Source organism: Kitasatospora sp. NBC_01287, from assembly GCF_026340565.1.
Lineage (GTDB): Bacteria > Actinomycetota > Actinomycetes > Streptomycetales > Streptomycetaceae > Kitasatospora.
In genome coordinates this window covers 492,591-511,424 of record NZ_JAPEPB010000002.1, presented here as the reverse complement: position 1 = coordinate 511,424, position 18,834 = coordinate 492,591, and the positions used below count along the sequence as shown (strand labels likewise).

Here is an 18,834-nt window from a genome sequence, read left to right as displayed (position 1 = left end):
CGCCACTGGGGGTTGAGGGCGGCGGGGGTGCGAGATGGTCAGTGCTGGTCGATCACGCGGACGTCGATGGAGAGGCCGCGCCGCCAGATCTCCACGGTTCGACGCTCGGTGATGCGGGCGTATACGAGCTTGCCGGGGTCGCTCTCGTCCAGGGGCGTTCGGTAGTACCGGACACCGGTCACCATGTAGACGATCAGGACAAGGATCAAAGCGGCGCGTTCCATGTGGTGCTCCGGGTGTACGGGGAGGGGCAGGCGGCCGACGGCGGCCGGATGGCGTAGGTGATGAAACCGACGTGCTCGCCGGTCGGTGCGAACCCGGCCTTCACCAGGACACGCCCGGAGGCGGGGTTGTCCGGGTGGTGCTTGGCGCGGACCTCCGGCAGCCCGAGGTGGCCGAAGGCTAGGGCGAGGATTCTGCGCACGCCCTCGGTGGCGAAGCCACGGCCCCAGGCGTCCGGGCGCAGGATGTAGCTGATCGCGGGCGCGGGCCGGTCGAGGTGGAGTTTGACGACCCCGAGGAGGTCGCCAGCCGCGACCAGCCCAAGGGTGTACAGCATGCGGGGGCTCTGCGCTGCGGAGGCTGCGGCGGTGCGGGCGTAAAACCGCGCTTCGGCGGCGTCCATCGAGGCTCTGCCCAGGTGCTTCGTCGCCTCCGCGCAGTAGATGCGCAGCAGGGCGTCGGCGTCGCCGTCGGTCAGCTCCCGCAGCTCGATCACGCTTCCGCCGCCTTCACGAGCCTCATCAGCTCGCCGGCGCTCGGGCGGTCGTCTGGGGCACACAGCAGGACGTGGCGCAGGCGGGCCTGGAGGGAAGGCCAGGGCAGAACGGTGGACAGCGGGACGGCACGGTGGGCGATGGCCTTGCGTTTGTCCTCCACCGGGGCGTCGCTGCCGATCCCTGCGGTCTCGTAGTCCAGGGGCCAGCGACCGGTGATGCAGGTCCACAGGGTTCCGGCGAGGGCGTAGACGTCGGCGCTCTGTGTGGTGAGGACGGGTTGCGGGCCGTTGATGATCCTGGCGGCCAGCTCGGGCGGGGTCAGGTGGATCATCGTGCCGTCGAACGTCGACCACGGGGTGATGCCTGTCTGCCGCGACCACGCGAAGTCGAGGAGGCGCACGCCGTCCTTGGTGTGGATGGCGTGTTGGGGCTGGAGGTCCCCATGGACCCATCCGGCGTGGTGCAGGTCGGCGACGGCGCGGCACAGGTCGACCGCAGCGGCGAGCGCTTCGTCCCGTCCGCCCTCGTCCTTGCGCACCGGGCGGAAGACGTCCCAGGTGGACGGCCCGGCCAGCCACGGAGTGACATACCAGACCCCGCCGTTGAAGCGGCCGGCCGTCACGGTGTACTCGGGGAGCTGGTCCAGTACGGACGCTTCGCGGGCGGTGACCTCGGCGGCCTCGCCGGTGCCGAGCTTGATGCTCGCCACCCCGAGCGGGCCGCTGGCCTTCCACACCGCCGAGCCCCGGCGGTCGCTGATCTCCTCCAGTTCGACCGGCCCGCAGACGGCCTCTGCGGCCTTCAGGGCCTCTGCGGCATCGGAAGTGAACTCGCCCATTCTCGTACTGCCTTCCATTCGCAAGGGATGTGCTCGAAGACGTCCCGGCCGTCGTCCGCCGCCACGGCCAGCGCCGTGGCGAGGTCGGGTGTTGCTTCCAGGAACTTCGGGTCCAGCGGCCGGACGCCCGCCCGCACCGGGAGGAACGAGAACGGCGGCGGCGGGATGCTCTGCCCGCGCCGGCCGATCTCGACAGCCCCCTGGGTGAACTTGCCGAACATCACGCCGACCGGGGCGTAAAGATTCTTCAGCGCCCAGTGCGGCCAGGCCAGCAGCTCCCGGTGGCCCGCCCCCTCGCAGTGCCCGACCAGCACCACGTTCTCGCACGCGAGGACACCGTACGGCCTGCCCATCAGCGGGCGGACCCATTCCGCGGCCTGGACCCCGGCGTAGAACAAGTCCGCTTCCACCGCGTACCGGTGGCTGCCTGGGGTGATCTCGTAGACGGTCCAGCCGGTCATGTCCCGCCGGATGGAGGGGAGCAGAAACGGGCAGTGCTCGATGAGGTCGGCGAGGTAGCCGTTCACGTCCACGCTGGCGGGGTTCTCCGTCCGGGCCTCGGTGAGGCGGAGCGCCCCGGCGGTGGGCCGGGGCGCTCCGTCGAACGGTGCTGTGATCACAGGTAGGACGCCGCCGGGGTCAGGTCGTCGCCGTCGCCGGGGCCGGGCCGGGGGCCGCAGTCCCACTCGGCGGTGACGGTCCCGGTCTCCAGGTACTCGGCGCGGGCCTCGGTGTTCACGGTGCCGTCGGCGTTGGTGAACCAGATCTCCGGCAGGGGCCCGTACGCCTCCTCGTACGCGGCCACCCAGGCGATGGGCCCGAAGCCCTGCATCTCGACGTGCTCCAGCTTGCGGCCAGCGTGCTTCAGCGCGAACGCGTCGTGCGCGGCCGGGTCCGCGACGAGGGTGTGCCACGTCGCGTCGATCGCGGCGGAGAACATCTGCGGCGCGGTCTCGCCCGCGTCGATCCGTCGCGCAGTGATGTTGAAGAACTTGCCCAGCTCGTCCAGCTCCACGGTGGAGCCGGGGGTGGTGGCGGTGCTCACGTGCCTCTCCTATCGGGTTGGCTCTGCTCGCCCGGGTGCGGGCGAGCAGTCGTGCGTGGTGCCCCCGCCCGTCGTGTCGTTTTGACGGGCCGGGAGTTCGTGGGGCGCCCAGGGGCGCGGGGTGACGGTCAGAAGCGGCCGGAGGCGATGAGTGCGGCCACCACCGCAGCCAGCAGGACCATCGCAACCGTCTGGGCGATGGCGACCGGCAGCGGCGTCGGGAGCCCACGGGTCTCCCGGTCGGCGGCCTCGCGGTACTCCTCTTGTCCGTCGTCCACGGCGGCCTACGCCGGGCGCTGGTCGAGTGCAGCGCGCAGCGCGGCGCGGCGGTGGGGCCGCCGGGCGCGGGCAATGCAGTCGTCGCAGATCGCGTGGCAGGTGGCCTGGTCCTCGCCGGGGGCCTGGAGCGTGGTGCCGGCGCAGACCAGCGTCTCCTGGTGGCAGGCCCAGCAGGTTCCCTGCCGGTATCCGTCGGGGCGGTCCACGACCATCCCCTCACCCGCGAATCGGACCGGCGTCGGCGGCGGGGTGTCCGCTCGGACTGGCAGCGGCGCGGTCACTCGGACGGGTAGCAGCGGGTTGCTCACTCCGCGGGCTCCAAGTCGGTCAGGAGGACCATCTCCGGGTACGTGTCGCTGGAGCTATCCCGGCTTACCCAGGCGTGGTTGGCCAGCTTGCTCGGGGTCTCCGCGACGGTGCCCGTCCAGCCGTCCGTGCGGTGCCGGACCGGGGCTCCCTGGATCACACTGTTCACAGTTGCGCCTCTCCATCGGGTCGGGGCGTGCGATGTGGTGGTGCTGGTCAGGCCGAGAGGCCGGCGCGGCGGGTTCGACAGTCCGAGCAGGGGCAGGTGGCGCGAACGGCGTCGATCTGGAGCTTCGTGCCCACCGAGGGGGCCTGCCCGGCGGCGTTGGCCTTCCGGTAGTCGTCCAGCGGGTTCCAACCGGCGGGAGCCCGGCTCAACTCGTACTTGCTCGGGCCGGTTCCGGTCTCGCGGTACTCACGCTTGGGGGTGCGTCTCGCCACCGGTCTGTCCTCCTTCGCCGTGGCGGTGGGGGGTGCGTGATAGACCGTAGGAGTTTCAGCCAGACGCTCTCCAGAAAGTTGCACGCAGTTGCACAGCCGTCACCCGAGAGAGTCAATCGCCTCTGTGATCAGAGTACGAGCGGCAGCGCCATACACGGCGTCGCTGGCCAGTTCCGCGAACCGGCTGACGTACATGGCCACCTCGGAGGGCTGCGTGATCTGGAGGTACCCGGAGACGAGTTCGATGTTGGCCTGTGACGAGTCGTAGAGCGAAAACGCTTCGACGTGCATCGAGTGGCGCAAGTAGCCCCTCGGAACGATCCCCAGGCTCACGTTCGCCATGGACGCGACGGTGATCAGGCGGGTGAGTTGGCCGGCGGCTACCTCCGTGCCGCCGAGGCCGTGGTACAGGCATGCCTCTTCGGTAATGAAGGCGAAGGTCTTCCCGTGGTCTCTCAGGATCTCCTGACGCTCCATACGCACCTGTACGGCCTCTTCCACGTCGTCCACGGCAACACGACGGCGTTGGGTGGCCTGGAGTACCGAGCGGGTGTAGTCCCGAGTCTGAAGGAGCCCGTGCAGGATGCCAGGTGTGTACGCCCGGAACCGCGTAGTCCGCTCGTACAGCGGCAGGACCATCTCTTGGGCGTGTTTGAGTCCGCTCCGCTCCATGCGTCGCCATTCGGTGAACATGGTCTCGACTGAGCGAAGGGAAGCCACCAGGTCTGCGGCGCGGTCGTCTGCTCCGCACGCTCGACACCAATCCCTGATGTCCTGCTCGGAAGGTGCGGTGATCGCGTTCTCGATGCGGGAGCACTTCGACTTGCTCCAACCGCATGCGAGGGCGAGAGCAGGCCCGGTGAGCCCGGAGTCCTTCCGGATCTCCTTAAGCCGTTCGGCTAGAGCCTTCCGGGCCTGCTGAACGCTCGATGAGCGGGAGGTACGCATCTTGTTCGGCTACTTGAGCACGTAGTCCTTGTGCGGAGTCGCCCTATGCCACACGGTCTCGAAGGCGCTCTTTACGAGCTGAACGACGTCAGGCTCGGTCGTCCACTCCCGGTCCACCACATCCCCGTCGCCCGAGAAGAAGGTGAACATGATCTTGGAGTCATCGAACATCCACAGGTCAGTCCCAGGCAGGGCGATGTCTGCCGCCAATCGGCGCGGAAGCCAGCGAACCTGCTCGCCGATAGCCACGTTCAGGAATGTCACGTGGTGCTCGTAGCGGATGTACTCCGTGACCGGCTCGGAGACGATGCGAGCCCGACGCATGACCACGCCCCGGTCAATCGCCTCGCCAGCGAAGTTGGTCCAGTACTGGAACCACTCCGGCCGGTCGTCCGGGTTGTAGCGAAGACCCTCCCGATAGCGCTGGAACTGCGGGTCGTTCGGCGTGTAGTTGTCGCGCATCTCCAGGTGCACGGCAGAGAACTTGGCCTCTGCCATGGCCGTGGCGATCGGGTTGGCCACGCTACTCCCTCTCGTCCTCTTGAGTGGCCAGCCTTGCGGCGAGGTCCACGATGAACTTGATCATTTCTTCGGGGAGGCGGATCACGGTCTCGTGGTCGGGCACGTCAGTCGAGTGCCCGGGGACCGAACCAACCTCCTTGCAGCGGCTCAAGTCCTCATCGCTGGCCTTGTAGGACTGGATGAGCAGGTCACCGTTCTCCGGGTCGCGCCAGATGGTCGGCGAGTCAACCTCTGGCGTGTTGGAGATGATCCCGATGAACTGTAGAGGCTCCACGATGCTCCCTGGGGCTCTGGTTCTGCGTAGTTGCACAACCGGTGGGCTCATCCTGGCGCGTACACGACCTGCCTGTCAGGCGTTTCCGTTTCTGACGAACTGCCAGCTCAGCCACGCGGCGTCCGGCGAGAGCGCAAGTAGCCGGGTGGGTAAGCGGAAAGCCAGGTTCGCCCCGCTGTTCGACAGACCTTGGGCCGTAGACAGGGGTTACGAAAGGTGGTGGGGGTGGGGCCTGCTGTCCACGGACGGCGGGCTCGCCGGGGCCCGCCTCGGTGGAGGCCGCGGGGGTGGGGCCTGGTGTCCGCTGCCCGATCTCGACGCCGTCCGCGAGTAGCTGCCGGACGGCGGGCTCGGTCTGGTGCCGGTAGGGGTGGCGGGAGACGAAGTGGCCGTTCTCGCGGATCTCGTACATGTCCGAGGCGAAGTCGGTGGTGTTGAGGACGACGTCCAGGCGGCGGTCGTTGCCGGTTCCGGTGACGCTCCAGCGGGCGGCACTCACCGCGGACCACGTGAGGTAGATGTCCGCTCCGGTGCGGGCTCGTTCGGCGCGCTCGCGCTCGGCCTGCTCGTCGGCCTGGCGCTGCCGCTTGGCCGCCTGATCGGCCTGGTGCTGCCGCTCGGCCTCCTCGCGCCGCCGCAGGAACTCGGCCCGGCTCTGGGCGGCCTGGCGCTCCAGCTCCAGGGCGCGCTGACGGGCGGCCTCCCGGCGGCGCTGTGCCTCCTTCCCGCCGGGCAGGGGCGGCAGGGCCTCGGGCTCCGCGCGGGCGGGCCAGGGCTCGGCCAGCTCTGCGCGGTGGTGCCGCCAGATGGTGAGCATGGCGCGGCCGTCGGCGGTGGCGACCACGTCCCCGTCCTCCTCCTGCCGGAGGAACCCCGCCTTGATGATCAGCTCGACCACGCGGCGGCGCACGCGGCGGCCCTTGGCGTCGATGCGGGCCCCGTGGGGGACGAGGCGGTAGCCGTTGCCGTCCCACCACACCCCGCTGTCCGGGTCCTCCCCGGTGGCCGCTGCGACGAGGGCGTACACGCTGCCGGTCCAGCCGGAGTTCTCGCGGGCTTCGCGGGTGCGCTCGGCGTGGACGAAGCGGCGGAAGTCGGCTTCGTGGTCGTCGGCGTGGAGGCGGGCGGCGTGGTGGGCGTCGTCGCGGTGGGGGTGGTCGTCGCCGACCTGGGCGGGGCGTCCGGTGTACCGGTCGCCGCAGTCCAGGCACCAGACCGCGCCGCCTTCGCCGGACAGGCCGGCTGGCCCCACCCCGACGGGGCACGGGATGCGCAGCCCCCAGTCCAGGGCGGTGCCTCCGCCGGGAATCCAGGGGGCGCGGGGGGTGGGCACTGGTGTCTCCTGCGGTCGGTGGGGCGACCCCCGGTCTTGGTCACCCGGGGTGATTGGTTGGGGTACTCGGCGTAAGGGTCTATGTCGTAATGTCTTTTTTATTGACATTTAAAAAATATCTATACATAAGCCCCTAGCGGTGGGACTCAACCCAACTCGGGGTCCGACACCCGGCATACCGACAGTGGGGTGACGGAAGCCGGGCGACGGGGTGGGGCCTGGTGCCAGCGGGCTGGTCAGCCGGTACCGACGGCGTCGAGCCACTGGCCGGCGTCCATCCCGTCGAGGGTGGGAACGCCGTCGATGAAGCGGATGTCCCGGGGGTCCAAGGCCAGGTCGAGCATCTGCCCCAGGTGCAGGACTTCACGAACGACGAGCCCCCGGTAGGCGCCTTCCGCTCGGACCTGGGCCTCATCCCCGTAGTAGCGGCGGGGCTGGTCGCCACCGAGTATCCGGCCGGCCGCTCCGTGCGCCTGGCGTTCGACGGTCCACGTGCCCTTGTCGTCGGGGGCGACGGTGAACCGGACGGCCATCGGGGGCCGGTCACTGATCGGCGGGTAGGTGAGGGTGTAGCCGGTGGTGATGGTGGGGGTGGGCACTGGTCTCCTGTGGGGATCGGGGTGGGGTCTGGTGTCAGCGCTGGACGAGCGGGGCGCAGGCCGGGCAGAGCTGGTCGTCGTTGAAGGCCCAGTCCGAGGCGAGGGGGACGTGGGGGCTGCACAGGGAGCGGCGGGCCTGGTCGTCCACGAGCGCGATGTGCGGGGCGGGTCCTTCGGCGTAGCCGAAGGTGTACCGGCGGGGCAGGTTCATGACTCGGAGGGGTGCGGAGACGACGTGCACGGTGGTTCCTCGGGGGTGGGGTCTGGTGCCGGCCGCTGATCAGGCGTGAGCGGTGCGCAGGTGGCGGCGGCGGGTCTCGTCGGTGTAGCCCTTGCCTGAGTTCTTCGTCTCCCAGCCGCAGGTGCACACGGCCTTGGAGTACGTGCGGCCGGGGCAGCCGGGGGTGAGCGGCTTGCCGCTGCTGGTGTGCTTGTGGTTCGGCGGGCAGGGGCTGTCGTCGGCGTGGTGGTCGGTGCGGGGCGCGGTGAACTTCGCGGCGGGGGCGGGCTCCGAGTGGCGGGCCCGGGGTGGGGCCTGGTGCCCGCCGCTGCGGCGGTCGATGGCCTCCTGCTCGGCGTCCCATTCGGCCTCGGTCTGGGCATCGCCGACCACCAGGGGCTCGGTGTGGTCGAACCACACCTTCCGGTCGGCCGCTACGATGCGCTCGGCTTCGCGCTCGGCGGCCTCGGGGGTGGGGGCGAGGACGGGCACCCAGTGCACGCGGATCTCGTCTACGCCGACGATGTACTTGGGCATGCTGCTGCTCTCCTGCGGGTGGTCGGGGGTGGGGCCTGGTGTCAGCGGCGGCCGGCCGCTGGCGGGGGTGGGCTCTGGTGCCTAGGCGGCCTGGGCGGTGGCGGGCAGCGAGGTGGTGAGGGCGCGGAGTACGGCCTCGGCCATGTCGGGGGTGAGGTGCGAGCACGTGATCTCGACCCCGCCGAACTGGGACCGTTGGACCTTGACGACGGCGTGGGGTGAACTCCAGGAGGTCCCGGGGCCCTGGTTCCAGCTCAGGGTGCGGGTGGTGTCCTCGCCGTTGCGCCGGTTGGCTTCGCCGGGCGGCTGGCCGGTGGTGAGCGGCACGGCCTTCAACCGGCTGGCCACGGCGGTCACCTCGTGGACGTCGGTGAGGTGCTGGTGCTGCCTGCGGCTCATCTCGGCGACCGCCGCGTCGAGGTCGGGCAGCAGCCGCCGCTGCACGTCCCGCGCGACCTGGGCCGGGGTCTTGGCCCGGGTGACGGTGATGTTCCCGCCGGTCAGGTCGTGGCGGTAGTAGTAGGTGCTGCTGTCGGGGAGGGTGCCGTGCACACCCCAGCGGTCGGGTCGGAGGCGTTCCTGCTGGATCAGAACGCGGGCTCTGTCTTCGGTGCGGACCAGTTCGACGCACGGGTGCCAGTCGGGTATCCGGCGCGGGTCGACAGTCCACTCGTCGCTGCCGAGGCCCTGGGCTAGCCCTTCGGCGAGCGCCAGCAGCTCGGCGCGGAAGGCGGTCAGCTTGTAGTCGGGGGTGGGCACTGCTGCTCTCCTGCGGTGCTCGGGGTGGGGCCTGGTGTCTGACCGGGCCTCGGCGCGGCCCGGACGTGGTGGTCCGGGCTGCACCGGGGCGGGTCAGGCAGCCAGCACGGTGCCGCTGACGAGCAGGCCGGGCAGGCAGTCCTGAAGCAGTGCGGGGACCATGGCGGTGTCGCGGTCGCGCATCCACGGGTGACCGGGGGCGGTGACGATGGCGAACGGCTCCCCGCCGTCGGCCGGGACGACGACGCGGTACCGGGCGCGGGTCGCGCGGACGGACGGGCAGTCGAGCCCGAGTTCGCTGGGGTGGGCTTCGCTGGCGACGCCGTAGCGCACGGTGCCGTCCGGCTCGGTCCAGCGCTGCCAGCCCTTGCCCGCCGTGCGGGCCTTGCTGGGTTTCGTGGCGGGGCGGGGACCGGGCCCGATCTTCACGGCCTTGCCGGGGCTGCTGAGCGTCGGAAGGTCGAGCGCGGTCTGAACGGCCTTGGTGTGCTTGTTCTGCGCACCGCGCTGGGCCGGGGTGGTGACGACGACGGGCTTCTTCTCGCCGGGCAGGCGGAGCGTGGTGGTCAGGGTGGCGGGGGTGGGCACTGGTATCTCCTGCGATGGGGTGGGGGTGGGGCCTGGTGTCAACGGCGGGTGGTCACGCCGCGACGGGGAGCGGGAGCGCGTCCAGCAACTCCGGTTCAGGAACCTCTGGTTCGTGGCAGTGGCTGTAGCCGCTCTCGCGGTCGTCGCTCTCGAAGATGGCCAACCCGGCGGCCTCGGCGGCCTCGTAGTCGTCGGCCTCTACCTCGTAGCGGTAGGTGCTGGTGTCGTTGATGTAGACGGCAAAGCGGGGCACGGAGGTCTCCTGCGGGGTCGGGGTGGGGCCTGGTGCCAGGCCGGCCGGAGGGTGGGGCCTGGTGTCAGCGGCCTTCGTAGGAGATCCACCAGTCCGCGTGACCGGTCTCGTAGGCGAACCACTCGCCGTCGTCGCCGGTCAGGCCGACGGCTTCGGCCCAGGCCCGGTACCCCGCGCGGCTGAGCCGCCAGCCGCGCATCCTGCCCGCGTCCTCCGCCCCCTTGCCGTACGCCCGGCTGTCGGGAGTCAACTCGGGAAGCTCGTCCGCGAGGTTGACCCATGCGGCCCGGATAACCGGCAGCCACACCACACGGACCGTGCGACCGACCCGGGGCCACTCGACCGTGACGGCTCCGCCGGGGCCAGGGGTGATGGTCGCGCCGTGGTGGGTGCCGTGGCGGGCGAGACGCTGGGCCAGGACGTCCGGGCTGGTGCTCGGAGAGTCGTCCTCGGTGGCGTAGGCCCGTGCGCCGCTCACGGCGGCGTGGTCGCCGAGCTGGACCACAAGAGCGTCGTAGGTGTTCATCGGTGCTTCGCTTCCTTCGGGGTGGGGTGGGGCCTGGTGCCAGCGGGGCCGGTCAGAACGGGATGCCGCCGACGCGCTTGCCGACCGGGTGGACTCGGAGGTACGCGCCCCGGGCGGCCTGACCTTCCCGGGTGATGCGCCACATACCGTGGACGGCCCCGGGGGTGAGGTATCCGGCGTCGGCCAGCCGGGCGGTAGCCGTTCCGTCGGGGTCGGCGACGTCGGCCCCGATGCGGTCGGCGTAGGCCCAGTGGGAGAGAAGCGCGAAGTCCTCGGCGCTGATCACCGGCCGCCCTCCATCTCGCTGATGAGTGCGTCGAGTTCGGTGGAGAGGTCCAGCAGCAGCTTGCGGGCGTCGTGCGCCCGCTCGGTGTCCATCTCGTCGTAGTCGCCCATGTACTGGTCTTCGGCGGGCTGGTCGGGGTGGTCGGGGTCGTAGGTCGGGACGTTCGCCCGGAAGGCGGCTTCCCAGGCACGTTCGTTCTCGCGGACGCGGTCAACGAGGGTCTGGAGCTGTGCGGACATGGCGCTGTTCCTTCGGCCGGGTGAGGGGGTGGGGTCTGGTGCCTGAGCGACCATGACGGGGGCCGGGGGTCCGGCCCCCACCAAAGCGGCTCAGGGGGGTGCGGACGGGCTCAGAGCACCATTCCCGACAGGTAGTTGTCTGCGGGGCACATGGCGTTTGAGATGGCGCGGTAGATCTCGGTGTCCGCGTCGCGCCCGCAGTCTTCGCAGCTCACCGAGGCGGACTCGGCCCCTACGCCGTAGATGTCCAGGAGGGGGGTTCCGTCGGCCTGCCGGGTGACGTTGAACCACATCGGGGCGGACGCTTCGATCTTTCCGCCGCAGTACTCGCAGGTGAACCGGTCGGTGGCGGTGCTGGTGTCGTGGTCGGGGATGTCCGCGACGATCGCGGCGAACGTCTGGTCAACGGCGGCGGACTTGATCAGGCTTACGGGCATGGCTGTGCTCCGGGGGTGTGTCGGTGAGGTGGGAGGGGGTGGGGCCTGGTGTCTGTGCACCCATGGCGCGGGCCCGACGCTGCGGGCGGGCCCTCACCAAAGGGGCGCAGCTCAGATGGACTGGAAGACGTGGCCACCGGCGGTGTGCGAGTAGTCGCAGTGCCACGCGATCATGTCCAGGGAGGGCCGCCACCCCCGGCAACTCTCCATCGCCGCGCGGTACTCGTCGTCCGTCTCCATCAGCCGGTCGTGGGCGAAGTCCTCCAAGTCGTCCCACTGGCCTTCGTAGGCGTCATCGAAGGTCCGCACGGCGTACTCAGCGTCGCCGACGAGTGCGGCGTAGGCGGTGAGGGCTTCCAGGTCTTCGATCATCAGCCCGGCCTCTTCGGCAAGGTGGGCAAGGTAGTCAGCGGTGCGGCTCACCGTGGGGTCTCTCTCGGGTCGGTGTGGGGGTGGGCGGGTGGGTGGGTGGGTGGGTCAGACGCTGCGCGGGTCGGCGAACATCTCGTCCAGCAGGACGTCAAGGCCCTGGCCGAACTCCGGGTCACGGCGCATGTCGCGGAAGGCGTCGAACATCGCGGCTGCGTCGTCGGGGTGGTCCATGCCGAGCTTCGCCAGGTTGGGCCAGTAGCCGGACAGTCGGATTGCGTCGGTGCGGGTCATGGCGGGGATTCCGTTCTGTGGTACGGGAGTTGGAGGGGGTGGGGCCTGTTGCCTACGCGGCACGGCCGTACACGGCGCGGTATCCCTGCTTGGAGCCGCGCACGATGGCGCGCACGTCCTCGCGGTACGCGGCCCCCTGCTCGGTGGCGTAGCCGTCCAGGTAGGGCTTGAGAACGGCGGTCAGTGGCTTCCCGTGGCCGTAGACGGTGCGGGCCTGCCACTGCTCAGACCCGGGCATCAGGAAGTTGGACGTCTCCACGGGGCGCGATTCCTCCAACGCGCAGTCCCGGCAGAGCGGTTCGCCGTGTCGGGCGGTGGCGGGGGTCAGCCACTCGTCGCAGTCGGAGCACTGCGCGTACCCCATGCCGGACAGGGCATCCTCCACCATGTCCATCGTGATGCAGCCGAGTTGGGGACAGGACAGTTCGCGCAGCACGTCCGCGCCGTCCACTCCGTCCGGCAGGGTGAGGGGTGACCCTTCGATCTCTTCGACCATGGCCACGTGCTCCCGCTCGCTGTGGTCGTCGTCGTCCAACAGCGGGTATCCGTGCAGGCAGCCGGTCACGCGCTCCGCCACCGCCACAGCGGCCGGATCGTCGGCGTTGTACAGCAACCAGCCGTTGTCGTCCCACGTGCCGCCGATCGGCCCGCACTCCTCCGTGAACCAGCGCTTGGCCGTCTCGTAGTTGGACGCCGCGCGGACCTGTTCGGCCTCGGTGGAGTACCAGTGGTCCCCGTCCTCCAGGAACCCGGTCACGTCCATCACGATGGCTATCCGGGCCCAGTCGTGAGCGGCGCACTCGTTGATCAGGTTCTGTGCGGTGTCGTATCGGGTGCCGAACTGGTCTACGGCGTCGGCGAGTTCGTGGGTGAGAGTGGCGGTCATGGTGCGTTCCTTGCGTGGTGCGGGTGGTGGTCAGCGGGTGGTGGCGAGCCAGTTGCAGGCGTACGCGCTGCCCTGATCGCAGGCGTCGCGCATGGCGTCCTGCCAGCCGTCGTTGAATGCGCGGGTGTAGGCGTCCTCACTGGCCGGGCCGCTGCCTGTGAGCGACCACGAGCCGTCTTCCCAGAAGGTCACGGCCTGTCCGGCCAGTGCCATGCCCTGCGAGCCGTCAAGGGCCGTGCGGCAGGCGTCGTGACCCCGTCCGCAGGCCGCCGCGACGGTCTGCCCTTCGCCGAGTACGGCGTAGACGTCATCAGCCGTGACGCTCGGCGGAGTTGGGGCCGGTGCGTGGTGGCTTCCAGCCGCCCACCCGCCGAGTGCGGACACGGCGGACACGGCGAGTGCGGAGAGGGTGAGGCGGACACGCATTGGTGTTCTCCGGGGTTGAGTCGGGCGGGGTAACGGATCAGGCGTCGTCGCGGTCGTCGGCGACCGCCGGAACCTCGGCCGGGCACGGCGCGGTCCGCCGGAAGCGACCGGCCAGCCGCTGCACCCCGTGTGCCAGAAGGCCGGTCAGCAGGGCCGCCGCGACCCCTCCGCCCCAGTTGTGCGTCTGCCACGGGTTGCCCGCCAGCAGCATGGCCAGGGCCAGGGCGGCGGGGGTGATGTGGTTACGCATCGTGATCTCGTTTCGCTCGGCTCGTTCGTTCTGAGGGCAACACTGCATGACCACCACGTTGGTTGTCCAATATGAAATGCGTGATGCCCGTCACACTCACTTGAAGCACTCCAACTCGCCAAGTCGGAAGACGCGCTCACGCGAAGCGAAGTCAACTCCTAAGTGCTGCAAGAGATTTGGTGGCACGTTCGTGGCGGTTCGGCGGTCGTTGCGGGGTGACCCGGGGGGTGCCTCCCGCGCGCGTTCCTTCATTGCCCGGAGCGTCATAGCAGTCGAGATCCGATACGAACGCCGGCCGACTCCTTCTTCCTGATCAATAACACACTGTGACCAGCAGGGATGAACGCATTGCCATGCACTGACTGCGGAGAGTGAGGCCGCGGGCGTCGGCGGTTGTTAACCGGACCGCCTTAATACATGTGGAGGCAGCTCCGCGCGCGTGCGCGCACGTCTGCGGCACCCCGAGCCGGCCTCCCGAGTTGCCCCGCCAGGGCAACGCTCCCCGACCGGCCCTCTCTCCCTGGTCGAGGTCGAGCACCTGGCGGGGCCCAACGCTTCAAGGAGGTTGCCGTGCAGACGAGTTCGCGCCGGACGACCCCGCTTCCCCCGCACTGGGCCCGCCTTCGCCGCGCGGTGATGAACCGCGACGCGTGGATGTGCCAGCACATCCGGTACGACACCGGAGAGCCGTGCGGCGAGCCAGCGCGCCATTGCGACCACATCGTGCCCGCCTCTGAAGGTGGCTCCGACGCGCCGGCCAACCTCCGCGCCCTGTGCGACTGGCACGTCCTGCGCAAGGACTCGGCGGACGCCGGCCGAGCCCGCAGGCGGGCCGCCGCGGGCCGCTGGCAGCCCATCCGAACCCGCCGATCGCACCCCGGGGAGGTCCGTTGAACGTCGATCCGACCGAGAAGGACCCGGCGAAGATTCGCACCGCGCTGGTCGAGCTGTACGAGACCGAGTTGGACCTTGAGCCGACCGACCTCGCGCTGATCGACATCGCCGCGCCGATGCTCGCGCGCGCCGCCCAGCTCGACGCCGTGGTGAAGCGTGAAGGCCAGATGATCCCCGGAGGGAACCGGGCCGGGATGTTCGTCCTCCACCCGGGCATCGCGCAGGCCCAGACCAACCGGGCGAGCGCGGCCGGCACCCTCGGAAAAATCCGAGGGGAGGGCGACGGGAACCGCCGAGGCCACAACGCCCGCGACGCCATTGCCGCCCGCTGGGGCAACCGAGTCTGAGAGGGGCCGCCGTGGCACGCCGCAAGACCCGGGCCGCCGGACCCTCGGACGAGTCCCTGCGCATCGCGCGGACGATCGTCTACTACGAGGCGTGCTTGGACTCCGAGGTCCCTCACGCCGTCGCCCGCGAACTGTGGGCCCACGACATGAACTCGCCCTTCGCGACCGGTGAGCATGTCTCCGCTGACGCTGCTCGGCTGCTGGAAGAGCGCGCCCGCAGGGAGGCAGCGGCGACCTGAGAGGGCCCGGCTGTCAAAACTGACAGCCGGGCTCGCCGAATTTCAGACCGAGGAGGGCCGCGCTGCTTCGCTACGAGCCGGTCCGCACCATCGCGGACGAGATCCCCGACCGCCGCCGCACGCTCGCGGGTGAGCTGCTGCGCTGGAGCGCCCACGCGTTCCGCCCGGACTGGAAGTACACCCCCGAGCAGTGCCGCATCCTCGCTCGCTGGTACGAACTGCGCGACGACGCCGTACCCGAGGACCCCAACGACCCCGAGACCTGGGGCCGCGCCTTCCGCTACGAGTCCGGCACCCTGCGCCGCCTCAAGGGCTGGGGCAAGGACCCGAAGATGGCGAGCGTGGCCGCGATGGAGTTCGTCGGCCCGTGCCGCCTGGTCGGCTTCCGCGCCGACGGCTCGCCGATCGGTGGACCACCGCAGGAAGCATGGGTGCAGATCTTCGCCACGGCGGCCGGCCAGAACGTCAACACCATGTCGGCGCTGGCCACGATCTTCTCCCCGGCCGCCATCGACCGGTATGCCATCAAGCTCGGCCAGGAGGTCTGCTACGCCTCGCAGACCGACACCGACGGCCGCCAGTGCCGCCTTGAGGCCAAGGCGTCGTCCTTCCGCGCCGCCGAGGGTGGCCGGCCGTCGTTCGCGCTGCTGAACGAGACGTGGCACTGGGTCGAGGGCAACCACGGCCCGCGCCTGGCGGCAACGATCCGCCCGAACGCGACCAAGGTCTCCGGCCGGACGATGGAGATCACCAACGCGCCGGTCATCGGCGAGGAGAGCGTCGCCGAAGGCACGTGGTACGCCTTCGAGAAGCAGCGCGACGGCGTCAACCGCGACGCCGGTATCTACTACGACTCGGTGGAGGCCCCGCCCGGGGTCGATCTCGCCGACGAGGACCAGCTGCGCGCCGCGATCCTGTGCGCCCGGGGCGACTCGGTCTGGATCAACCCCGAGCGGGTGATGAAGGACATCTGGTCCGCCAGCACGTCCGAGGACGAGTCCCGCCGCAAGTACCTCAACCAGCTCTCCAGCCATGACGACGCGCTGGTGGACCGCGATACCTGGGACCTCGCCACAGTCGAGCCGGCCGACGGCATCAAGCCCGGCGAGCGGATCGTCCTCGCCTTCGACGGCGGCAAGACCGACGACTCAACCGGCCTGCTGGCCCTACGCGTTCGGGACAAGCTCGTCCAGAAACTCGCGCTGTGGGAGAAGCCCGACGGCCCGGCCGGCAAGAACTGGGAAGTGGACGGCCAGGAGGTCAACGACATGGTGGCCCACGTCTTCCAGAAGTACACCGTCACCGCGTTCTTCGCGGACATCGCCGGGTGGGAGAGCTACGTCGCCGACTGGTCCGAGAAGTACGGCAAGCACCTGCTCATCAAGGCCAGCGGCAAGTCCACGTGCGGGTTCGACATGCGCGCCAACCAGCGCGAGATCACAACCGAGCACATGGCGATGGTCGGCGCGATCGAGACCGAGGCCCTGCCGCACGTGCGCGACTACTCGCTGACCCGCCACACCCTCAACGCCCGCAAGCGACCGAACCAGTACGGCTTCTCCTTCGGCAAGGAGAGCCGCGAGTCGAAGCTGAAGGTGGACCTGTACGCGGCCATGGTGCTCGCCTGGATCGCCCACCGCCGCCTGACCGAGAGCGGCAAGCTCAAGCCCGCCAAACGCCCCGGACAGCTCCAGACCAGAGGAGGGTTCTGATGTCCCTCCCCGTCGTGCTCCAGCGTGCCCGCCACGCCAAGGAGCTGATCGACCGCGATTTCGACCGGCTCAACCTGGTGGACCGCTACGCCCGCGGAGCGCATCGCGCGCCGTGGATGCCGGCCAAGGCCAACTCGGAGTTCAAGGACCTCGTCAAGCGGTCCATCCTGAACGTCACCGGCCTGGTGGTCGAGACGCCGCTGAACGCCCTGCGGGTGCAGGGGTTCCGCCGCCCGGGTTCGGGTGAGAACGCTTACGAGTGGCGGTACTGGCAGAAGAACCGGATGGACGAGCGGCAGGCCGCCGTCCACCGTGCTGCCCTCACCTCCGGTGCGGCCTACGCCGTGGTCACCCCCGACCCGCGCAAGGGTCGCAGGGAGCCGCTGATCCGGGCCTACGACTCGATCAACACCGTCGCGGTCTACACCGACCCGGCGTGGGACGAGTACCCGGTGTACGCGCTGCACGTCCCCGAGCAGCAGCCCGACGAGAACACCACTGTCGGCTACCTGTGGGACGACGTCGCGCGGTACACCATCGACCTGGACGCCGAGCCGGAGAGCGCGGTGCTGGCCGCCGAGCCGCACGGCATGAACGTGTGCCCCGTGGTGCGCTTCTCCCCGTCGGTTGACCTTCGGGGCCGCACCCGCGGCCTGGTCGAGCCGCTGGTCGTCTCGCAGGACCGCCTCAACCAGCAGACGCTGAGCCTGCTGCTCAATCAGCACTGGGGCGCCCACGCGATCCGCTACGCGACGGGCCTCGCCCCGTCCGAGCGACTTGACCCGGAGACGGGTGACCCGGTGCGCGATCCGGAGAGCGGTGAGCCGGTCTACGACGTGCCGAGCCTGGACCCGTCCACGCTGCTGATGGCCCCCAACTCCGACGCCTCGTTCGGGCAGCTCCCGGCGATGCCGACCGGCGATCTGATGGCCTCCCGTCGCCAGACGATCGAGGAGATCAGCTCGCTGGCGGATGTGCCGCCGCACTACCTTGCCGGGGCCAGCCTGGTGAACCTCTCGGCTGATGCCCTGGCCGCCGCCGAGACCTCGTTCAAGCGGATGTTGGGCTCCCTTCAGGACTCGCTGGGCGAGTCGTGGGAGTCGGTGTTCCGGCTGTGCGCCACCGTGGCCGGCCGGGGCGAGACGGAGCAGGACGAGAGCCAGGTCGAGTGGGCAGAGAAGTCCACCCGCAGCCTCGCGCAGGCCGCCGACGCCATGGTCAAGCTCATGCAGCAGGGCGTCCCGTTGTCGGTCGCACTCCGCAAGATCCCGGGCTTCTCCCAGGCGGACATTGACGAGGCGGTGAAGGCCGCCGAGGAAGCCGCCCGCAAGGCGGAGGCCGCCGAAGCCGAGGCCCTGAAGCAGAAGGAGGCGGCCGGTGGCGTGGACTCCCAGAGCAGCCGAGATCCTTCGGGCAGTGGCCGCGTACCAGCTCGCGCAGGAAGCGCTGGCCGCTGAGTTCTCCGCCCGCTGGGCGGAGATCCTGACCGCCGTCGAGGCCCGCGAACTGGCCACCTCGCTGACCGAGCTCAGCACGCAGTACCAAGCGGCGATCCGCGAATCCGCGGTGGCCTCCCGGACGCTGTCGATCGCCTTCTACCGGCTGGTCCGCGCGCTGGAGACCGGCCGCGTGATCGGCGGCCCCGGCTACCGCCCGGGCGCCTCGCTCGGCTCCCTGTGGGCCGACTTCAACCGCGCCACGGGCAAGCGGACCGGCACCGGGGCGCGCGAGCCCCTGCCCGTGGACACCCGCAACCCCTTCCCCGCCGAGGACATCGGGCGCGAAGCCGAGCGGGCTGCGGAGACGTTCCGCCAGCAGGTCGCCGACCGGGTGGCCAAGCACGAGCGGGAGCGCCCCGGCCGGGAGGGCTCGGCCGCGCTGGACGACCCCGCGCTGATCGCCTGGGAGCGGGATTTCCTGGAGTCGCTGAAGACGGCCGGCTCCGGGGCGGGCGGGCAGATCGTCCAGGACGGCGGCCGGGACATGATCCACAACGCGCTGCAGAACGACCCCGGGGCGATCGGCTACTACCGCGCCACCGAGGGCTCACCCTGCTACTTCTGCGCGCTGATGGCCGCGCGCGGCGCGGTCTACAAGTCCAAGCGGACGGCCGCGTTCGGCGCGCACCCGCACTGCCACTGCCAGGCCGTCCCGATCTTCTCCCGCCGGTACCAACTCCCCGACGCCAACACGAGCTTCGCCCGGATGTGGCGGGAGTTCGGCGGGGGCTCGCTGGCCGACTGGCGCGCCTACTACACCAAGACCTAG

General features: G+C 70.2%; 34 protein-coding genes. 6 read left to right on the top strand and 28 right to left on the bottom strand.

Annotation, left to right across the window (positions count from 1 at the left end):
- Window positions 1–38: 38 nt before the first annotated feature.
- The 28 genes from OG455_RS39290 to OG455_RS39155 all read right to left on the bottom strand — a co-directional run bounded on the left by OG455_RS39290 (window position 39) and on the right by OG455_RS39155 (window position 13,374).
- Window positions 39–209, bottom strand: a complete 171-nt coding sequence (locus OG455_RS39290) for a hypothetical protein (protein WP_266301559.1) — start codon at window positions 207–209, stop codon at window positions 39–41.
- Window positions 206–718, bottom strand: a complete 513-nt coding sequence (locus OG455_RS39285; protein ID WP_266301558.1) for a GNAT family N-acetyltransferase — start codon at window positions 716–718, stop codon at window positions 206–208. The genes OG455_RS39290 and OG455_RS39285 overlap by 4 nt, the downstream gene beginning before the upstream one ends.
- Window positions 715–1,557: a hypothetical protein gene (locus OG455_RS39280; protein WP_266301557.1), complete on the bottom strand. Its 843-nt coding sequence runs from the start codon at window positions 1,555–1,557 to the stop codon at window positions 715–717. Before OG455_RS39280 ends, OG455_RS39285 begins: the two co-directional genes overlap by 4 nt.
- Window positions 1,521–2,177, bottom strand: coding sequence for a hypothetical protein (locus tag OG455_RS39275; protein WP_266301556.1), 657 nt, complete (start codon window positions 2,175–2,177; stop codon window positions 1,521–1,523). Before OG455_RS39275 ends, OG455_RS39280 begins: the two co-directional genes overlap by 37 nt.
- The gene (locus OG455_RS39270) at window positions 2,174–2,602 is read right to left on the bottom strand and encodes a hypothetical protein (protein WP_266301555.1); all 429 of its coding nucleotides are present in this window, start codon (window positions 2,600–2,602) and stop codon (window positions 2,174–2,176) included. Before OG455_RS39270 ends, OG455_RS39275 begins: the two co-directional genes overlap by 4 nt.
- Window positions 2,603–2,730: 128 nt before the next feature.
- Window positions 2,731–2,880 carry a hypothetical protein gene (locus tag OG455_RS39265; protein WP_266301554.1) on the bottom strand — a complete coding sequence of 50 codons (150 nt, stop codon included), beginning with the start codon at window positions 2,878–2,880 and terminating at the stop codon, window positions 2,731–2,733.
- Between the two features lie 6 nt (window positions 2,881–2,886).
- Window positions 2,887–3,087 (bottom strand): hypothetical protein, encoded by a 201-nt coding sequence (locus tag OG455_RS39260; protein ID WP_266301553.1) that lies wholly within the window; start codon window positions 3,085–3,087, stop codon window positions 2,887–2,889.
- Between the two features lie 98 nt (window positions 3,088–3,185).
- Window positions 3,186–3,356, bottom strand: coding sequence for a hypothetical protein (locus OG455_RS39255; RefSeq protein ID WP_266301552.1), 171 nt, complete (start codon window positions 3,354–3,356; stop codon window positions 3,186–3,188).
- A gap of 47 nt (window positions 3,357–3,403) precedes the next feature.
- On the bottom strand, window positions 3,404–3,628 hold the full coding sequence (locus tag OG455_RS39250) for a hypothetical protein (RefSeq protein WP_266301551.1): 225 nt from the start codon (window positions 3,626–3,628) through the stop codon (window positions 3,404–3,406).
- 99 nt (window positions 3,629–3,727) lie between these two features.
- Window positions 3,728–4,576 carry a helix-turn-helix transcriptional regulator gene (locus OG455_RS39245; protein ID WP_266301550.1) on the bottom strand — a complete coding sequence of 283 codons (849 nt, stop codon included), beginning with the start codon at window positions 4,574–4,576 and terminating at the stop codon, window positions 3,728–3,730.
- Between the two features lie 9 nt (window positions 4,577–4,585).
- Window positions 4,586–5,098, bottom strand: coding sequence for a DUF6879 family protein (locus OG455_RS39240; protein WP_043475193.1), 513 nt, complete (start codon window positions 5,096–5,098; stop codon window positions 4,586–4,588).
- Between the two features lies 1 nt (window position 5,099).
- Window positions 5,100–5,372 carry a hypothetical protein gene (locus OG455_RS39235; protein WP_266301549.1) on the bottom strand — a complete coding sequence of 91 codons (273 nt, stop codon included), beginning with the start codon at window positions 5,370–5,372 and terminating at the stop codon, window positions 5,100–5,102.
- Window positions 5,323–6,705 carry a hypothetical protein gene (locus tag OG455_RS39230; protein ID WP_266301548.1) on the bottom strand — a complete coding sequence of 461 codons (1,383 nt, stop codon included), beginning with the start codon at window positions 6,703–6,705 and terminating at the stop codon, window positions 5,323–5,325. Before OG455_RS39230 ends, OG455_RS39235 begins: the two co-directional genes overlap by 50 nt.
- Window positions 6,706–6,941: 236 nt before the next feature.
- The gene (locus OG455_RS39225) at window positions 6,942–7,304 is read right to left on the bottom strand and encodes a hypothetical protein (protein WP_266301547.1); all 363 of its coding nucleotides are present in this window, start codon (window positions 7,302–7,304) and stop codon (window positions 6,942–6,944) included.
- A 34-nt stretch (window positions 7,305–7,338) separates the two neighbouring features.
- A complete protein-coding gene (locus OG455_RS39220; RefSeq protein WP_266301546.1) occupies window positions 7,339–7,515 on the bottom strand; it encodes a hypothetical protein in 177 nt (58 codons plus the stop codon).
- Window positions 7,516–7,584: 69 nt separating this feature from the next.
- Window positions 7,585–8,061, bottom strand: a complete 477-nt coding sequence (locus OG455_RS39215) for a hypothetical protein (RefSeq protein ID WP_266301545.1) — start codon at window positions 8,059–8,061, stop codon at window positions 7,585–7,587.
- 81 nt (window positions 8,062–8,142) lie between these two features.
- Entirely contained in the window at window positions 8,143–8,820 is a 678-nt protein-coding gene (locus OG455_RS39210) for a hypothetical protein (protein WP_266301544.1), read from the bottom strand.
- 93 nt (window positions 8,821–8,913) lie between these two features.
- Complete coding sequence (locus OG455_RS39205) at window positions 8,914–9,408, bottom strand: hypothetical protein (protein ID WP_266301543.1); 495 nt, start codon at window positions 9,406–9,408, stop codon at window positions 8,914–8,916.
- Window positions 9,409–9,460: 52 nt separating this feature from the next.
- Window positions 9,461–9,661: a hypothetical protein gene (locus OG455_RS39200; protein ID WP_266301542.1), complete on the bottom strand. Its 201-nt coding sequence runs from the start codon at window positions 9,659–9,661 to the stop codon at window positions 9,461–9,463.
- A gap of 64 nt (window positions 9,662–9,725) precedes the next feature.
- Window positions 9,726–10,187: a hypothetical protein gene (locus OG455_RS39195; RefSeq protein ID WP_266301541.1), complete on the bottom strand. Its 462-nt coding sequence runs from the start codon at window positions 10,185–10,187 to the stop codon at window positions 9,726–9,728.
- A 52-nt stretch (window positions 10,188–10,239) separates the two neighbouring features.
- Complete coding sequence (locus OG455_RS39190; RefSeq protein WP_266301540.1) at window positions 10,240–10,473, bottom strand: hypothetical protein; 234 nt, start codon at window positions 10,471–10,473, stop codon at window positions 10,240–10,242.
- Window positions 10,470–10,712, bottom strand: a complete 243-nt coding sequence (locus OG455_RS39185) for a hypothetical protein (RefSeq protein ID WP_266301539.1) — start codon at window positions 10,710–10,712, stop codon at window positions 10,470–10,472. The genes OG455_RS39190 and OG455_RS39185 overlap by 4 nt, the downstream gene beginning before the upstream one ends.
- Window positions 10,713–10,822: 110 nt before the next feature.
- Complete coding sequence (locus tag OG455_RS39180) at window positions 10,823–11,149, bottom strand: hypothetical protein (RefSeq protein ID WP_266301538.1); 327 nt, start codon at window positions 11,147–11,149, stop codon at window positions 10,823–10,825.
- A 111-nt stretch (window positions 11,150–11,260) separates the two neighbouring features.
- On the bottom strand, window positions 11,261–11,572 hold the full coding sequence (locus tag OG455_RS39175; RefSeq protein WP_266301537.1) for an antirestriction protein ArdA: 312 nt from the start codon (window positions 11,570–11,572) through the stop codon (window positions 11,261–11,263).
- A gap of 54 nt (window positions 11,573–11,626) precedes the next feature.
- Window positions 11,627–11,812, bottom strand: coding sequence for a hypothetical protein (locus OG455_RS39170; RefSeq protein ID WP_266301536.1), 186 nt, complete (start codon window positions 11,810–11,812; stop codon window positions 11,627–11,629).
- Window positions 11,813–11,864: 52 nt separating this feature from the next.
- Complete coding sequence (locus OG455_RS39165; protein ID WP_266301535.1) at window positions 11,865–12,698, bottom strand: hypothetical protein; 834 nt, start codon at window positions 12,696–12,698, stop codon at window positions 11,865–11,867.
- Between the two features lie 30 nt (window positions 12,699–12,728).
- Window positions 12,729–13,124, bottom strand: coding sequence for a hypothetical protein (locus tag OG455_RS39160; RefSeq protein ID WP_266301534.1), 396 nt, complete (start codon window positions 13,122–13,124; stop codon window positions 12,729–12,731).
- 37 nt (window positions 13,125–13,161) lie between these two features.
- Window positions 13,162–13,374 (bottom strand): hypothetical protein, encoded by a 213-nt coding sequence (locus OG455_RS39155; RefSeq protein WP_266301533.1) that lies wholly within the window; start codon window positions 13,372–13,374, stop codon window positions 13,162–13,164.
- 417 nt (window positions 13,375–13,791) lie between these two features.
- Here OG455_RS39155 and OG455_RS42305 point away from each other — a divergent pair, with 417 nt between their 5' ends.
- The 6 genes from OG455_RS42305 (at window position 13,792) to OG455_RS39130 (ending at window position 18,834) form a co-directional block, all read left to right on the top strand.
- Window positions 13,792–14,268 carry an HNH endonuclease gene (locus OG455_RS42305; RefSeq protein WP_353963042.1) on the top strand — a complete coding sequence of 159 codons (477 nt, stop codon included), beginning with the start codon at window positions 13,792–13,794 and terminating at the stop codon, window positions 14,266–14,268.
- Entirely contained in the window at window positions 14,265–14,615 is a 351-nt protein-coding gene (locus tag OG455_RS39150; protein ID WP_266301532.1) for a hypothetical protein, read from the top strand. Before OG455_RS42305 ends, OG455_RS39150 begins: the two co-directional genes overlap by 4 nt.
- A gap of 11 nt (window positions 14,616–14,626) precedes the next feature.
- Window positions 14,627–14,854, top strand: a complete 228-nt coding sequence (locus OG455_RS39145) for a hypothetical protein (RefSeq protein WP_266301531.1) — start codon at window positions 14,627–14,629, stop codon at window positions 14,852–14,854.
- A gap of 332 nt (window positions 14,855–15,186) precedes the next feature.
- Window positions 15,187–16,566, top strand: coding sequence for a terminase (locus OG455_RS39140; protein ID WP_266301530.1), 1,380 nt, complete (start codon window positions 15,187–15,189; stop codon window positions 16,564–16,566).
- Window positions 16,566–18,023 carry a phage portal protein gene (locus OG455_RS39135; RefSeq protein WP_266301529.1) on the top strand — a complete coding sequence of 486 codons (1,458 nt, stop codon included), beginning with the start codon at window positions 16,566–16,568 and terminating at the stop codon, window positions 18,021–18,023. The genes OG455_RS39140 and OG455_RS39135 overlap by 1 nt, the downstream gene beginning before the upstream one ends.
- On the top strand, window positions 17,983–18,834 hold the full coding sequence (locus tag OG455_RS39130; protein ID WP_266301528.1) for a hypothetical protein: 852 nt from the start codon (window positions 17,983–17,985) through the stop codon (window positions 18,832–18,834). The genes OG455_RS39135 and OG455_RS39130 overlap by 41 nt, the downstream gene beginning before the upstream one ends.

Bases quoted from the DNA above. Each gene is read 5' to 3' on its own strand.
- OG455_RS42305 (WP_353963042.1), top strand. From the start codon at position 13,792: ATGTGGAGGCAGCTCCGCGCGCGTGCGCGCACGTCTGCGGCACCCCGA.
- OG455_RS39215 (WP_266301545.1), bottom strand. From the start codon at position 8,061: ATGCCCAAGTACATCGTCGGCGTAGACGAGATCCGCGTGCACTGGGTG.
- OG455_RS39220 (WP_266301546.1), bottom strand. From the start codon at position 7,515: ATGAACCTGCCCCGCCGGTACACCTTCGGCTACGCCGAAGGACCCGCC.
- OG455_RS39135 (WP_266301529.1), top strand. From the start codon at position 16,566: ATGTCCCTCCCCGTCGTGCTCCAGCGTGCCCGCCACGCCAAGGAGCTG.
- OG455_RS39245 (WP_266301550.1), bottom strand. From the start codon at position 4,576: ATGCGTACCTCCCGCTCATCGAGCGTTCAGCAGGCCCGGAAGGCTCTA.
- OG455_RS39155 (WP_266301533.1), bottom strand. From the start codon at position 13,374: ATGCGTAACCACATCACCCCCGCCGCCCTGGCCCTGGCCATGCTGCTG.
- OG455_RS39185 (WP_266301539.1), bottom strand. From the start codon at position 10,712: ATGTCCGCACAGCTCCAGACCCTCGTTGACCGCGTCCGCGAGAACGAA.
- OG455_RS39180 (WP_266301538.1), bottom strand. From the start codon at position 11,149: ATGCCCGTAAGCCTGATCAAGTCCGCCGCCGTTGACCAGACGTTCGCC.
- OG455_RS39170 (WP_266301536.1), bottom strand. From the start codon at position 11,812: ATGACCCGCACCGACGCAATCCGACTGTCCGGCTACTGGCCCAACCTG.
- OG455_RS39195 (WP_266301541.1), bottom strand. From the start codon at position 10,187: ATGAACACCTACGACGCTCTTGTGGTCCAGCTCGGCGACCACGCCGCC.
- OG455_RS39140 (WP_266301530.1), top strand. From the start codon at position 15,187: ATGGCGAGCGTGGCCGCGATGGAGTTCGTCGGCCCGTGCCGCCTGGTC.
- OG455_RS39160 (WP_266301534.1), bottom strand. From the start codon at position 13,124: ATGCGTGTCCGCCTCACCCTCTCCGCACTCGCCGTGTCCGCCGTGTCC.
- OG455_RS39280 (WP_266301557.1), bottom strand. From the start codon at position 1,557: ATGGGCGAGTTCACTTCCGATGCCGCAGAGGCCCTGAAGGCCGCAGAG.
- OG455_RS39165 (WP_266301535.1), bottom strand. From the start codon at position 12,698: ATGACCGCCACTCTCACCCACGAACTCGCCGACGCCGTAGACCAGTTC.